The organism is Vibrio scophthalmi LMG 19158 (assembly GCF_000222585.1).
Lineage (GTDB): Bacteria > Pseudomonadota > Gammaproteobacteria > Enterobacterales > Vibrionaceae > Vibrio > Vibrio scophthalmi.
Window position 1 is genome coordinate 1 of record NZ_AFWE01000155.1, and the last position, 2,054, is coordinate 2,054.

Annotated in this window: 7 protein-coding genes; all 7 read right to left on the reverse strand. The window is 46.9% G+C overall.

Annotated features, from left to right (window positions below; all coding sequences use genetic code 11):
• Window positions 1-183 (reverse strand): DUF3164 family protein (locus RH88_RS11990; protein ID WP_005596265.1); only part of this gene is annotated, 183 nt, incomplete at its 3' end.
• Window positions 184-193: 10 nt separating this feature from the next.
• Window positions 194-508: a hypothetical protein gene (locus tag RH88_RS11995; protein ID WP_005596267.1), complete on the reverse strand. Its 315-nt coding sequence runs from the start codon at window positions 506-508 to the stop codon at window positions 194-196.
• A gap of 4 nt (window positions 509-512) precedes the next feature.
• Entirely contained in the window at window positions 513-698 is a 186-nt protein-coding gene (locus RH88_RS12000) for an ANR family transcriptional regulator (protein ID WP_005596269.1), read from the reverse strand.
• Window positions 682-939 carry a hypothetical protein gene (locus tag RH88_RS12005; RefSeq protein WP_005596271.1) on the reverse strand — a complete coding sequence of 86 codons (258 nt, stop codon included), beginning with the start codon at window positions 937-939 and terminating at the stop codon, window positions 682-684. Before RH88_RS12005 ends, RH88_RS12000 begins: the two co-directional genes overlap by 17 nt.
• A complete protein-coding gene (locus tag RH88_RS12010; RefSeq protein ID WP_005596074.1) occupies window positions 930-1,253 on the reverse strand; it encodes a helix-turn-helix domain-containing protein in 324 nt (107 codons plus the stop codon). Before RH88_RS12010 ends, RH88_RS12005 begins: the two co-directional genes overlap by 10 nt.
• Window positions 1,240-1,518: a hypothetical protein gene (locus tag RH88_RS12015; RefSeq protein WP_138944291.1), complete on the reverse strand. Its 279-nt coding sequence runs from the start codon at window positions 1,516-1,518 to the stop codon at window positions 1,240-1,242. Before RH88_RS12015 ends, RH88_RS12010 begins: the two co-directional genes overlap by 14 nt.
• A 1-nt stretch (window position 1,519) precedes the next feature.
• On the reverse strand, window positions 1,520-2,054 hold a 535-nt coding region (locus RH88_RS12020), incomplete at its 5' end, for an AAA family ATPase (RefSeq protein WP_005596274.1).

Here is a 2,054-nt window from a genome sequence, read left to right on the forward strand (position 1 = left end):
TTCAGCAAAGCCTTCGACCTTGAATTGGCGCAATAGCTCTTGCTGCTCTTTTGCTTTTTGAACCATACGGATCACAAAATCATTCATCTCAAGGTCATGCGCTTCAACAAGATCTTCAGGAACTAGGCGACCTTTGCGATCTTTTAGGTAGCCTTCTGGTGTATCAATTTTTTGTGTAGTCATCTTCTAATCCTTAATGGGTTACGTTAGTTGATTCGGTTTGAGTTTTAACGCCAGCTTTTACTTTCGCTTCCTCAGCGTCTTGCTCATCAACAGAGGCTTGTACTAGGTCATACATTTCTTCGCCCACTTCATTGTAAAGATGAGCAATTTTGTTCACTGTGTTGTGTACGGTAGGCAAGATAGCGCCAGAGATAGCCGAAGCAGCAAAGCACGCGAGCTTTTCAGCTCCGCCGCCGTTAATCTCGCCTTGAACCACAAAGCGGTCACCATCAAAACCAACACTTACGACCACTTGCGCCATCTTGATTTTTTTATCGTTACTCATTTGTTTACGCCTCCTTGGCGCTGTATTTATTGCAATACTCTGCACGGGCATCAGCCCAATGCTGATTAATTCTGTTTTTAGCCAGTGCGCTGGCTTTCAACCACTGGATACCTGCTGCGAGGTAATGCCTTCGCTTTTCCAGTAGTACCGCGATTCGTGCTTCACGCAGGTAGTTAGGGGATTCTTTCATTAGGCACCTGCGCAATACGTTCTCGATTCCAAAAGATAATGTCCTTACCGATACGCACCACCGCGATGGCTCCACGGCTTGTCTGCATCAAGGTTGGCTCGACTTCGCCAATAAACTGCTTGACGCGTCCATGAGATAATAAGGGCTCATAGTCGCACTCAAACACTCTCGAACGTCCAATGGTTCGGCTGGTTTTTACCCTGCTTCCCGCCAACCAGATAATCCCCTCAGTTAATGACATAGTGCACCTCCTTGAGTGCGATAAGTGCAGCTTTTGCATGTGTGGTGTAATTGAACTCTCATCGGATTCGTCGCAGCAAAGGGGCGGTTTTGGTTCTGCTCGCATTGCTTGCGTTCAATTTCACCCAGTAGTGGGCATTCCACCTTTTTAAATAGATAAGCGTCTTGCACTGCGTGCTTAACCGCTTCGATATCTCCACCATATGAGCCGTTCAATACTCGGCTAATTGTGCTTTTGGAATATCCAACCTCTTTTGCTATCACGGTTAGTGGTACAAGGTTGGCGCGTGTTTGTAGTGCTTCAAGCCAACTCATAACGCTCTCCCGTGTTCTGGTCGAAAAGCGCATCGCCTTTAATGGCTGGCGGCTTTGGCCCCGTATTGCGCAGCAGTTGATATTTAGCGGATTGACCACGGCCTTGCTGACGAATATACCCGGCCTTGATTAAAGCGCTTAAATAACGACGCACGGTGCGGTAACTCCCTTCGGTGGTGATAATCAAATCTGCCTGGCTAAAAGTGCGTAGTATGCGCATTGACATCCAAACCTTACGGCGTGGGCCTGAATTAAAGAATGTCATATCAAACCCCCGCATGGCCTAAGTGGAACTGACCTTTAAACTCTTTCAAGCTCAATGTCTTTTTATCGTTGTTTACGGCGTAAATTTCGATTTGGTAAAGGCCAACCACAATGCGTCGTACTTCACCTTTACTTTCCGCTACCAATGCCTCAAGTAAGTCGTCAGCAATTTCCACCTTGTCTGACATGGCGCTCACGATTTTACGTGCGTCTTCCATATCACAGTGCGCAAACTCTACCCATTGCATCACTCGGTTATCGAACTGAGGAAAGCGTTTAATCTTCTTCGCAAAGTTCTTCATACCAATCAGAATCACTGGCACCATTGACATATCGTGAATGTCACGAATCGCTTCAACCATTGACGCTGACTCAACCACATAGTCCGCTTCATCGATGAAAAGAGGGCGATTTTCAAGTGCTAACGCTTCGATGATTGAATCCTGACACGCTACCGCTGAGCGTTGACGGTCAATGCTTAACTCGTCACAGATAGACTGCATCATTGACAGTGGCGTCCAGAGTTTCTTTGCACGC

What these genes read in the sequence shown, in the direction of transcription:
- RH88_RS11995 (WP_005596267.1), bottom strand. Translation starts at nt 508, where the DNA reads ATGAGTAACGATAAAAAAATCAAGATGGCGCAAGTGGTCGTAAGTGTT.
- RH88_RS12000 (WP_005596269.1), bottom strand. Translation starts at nt 698, where the DNA reads ATGAAAGAATCCCCTAACTACCTGCGTGAAGCACGAATCGCGGTACTA.
- RH88_RS12005 (WP_005596271.1), bottom strand. Translation starts at nt 939, where the DNA reads ATGTCATTAACTGAGGGGATTATCTGGTTGGCGGGAAGCAGGGTAAAA.
- RH88_RS12010 (WP_005596074.1), bottom strand. Translation starts at nt 1,253, where the DNA reads ATGAGTTGGCTTGAAGCACTACAAACACGCGCCAACCTTGTACCACTA.
- RH88_RS12015 (WP_138944291.1), bottom strand. Translation starts at nt 1,518, where the DNA reads ATGACATTCTTTAATTCAGGCCCACGCCGTAAGGTTTGGATGTCAATG.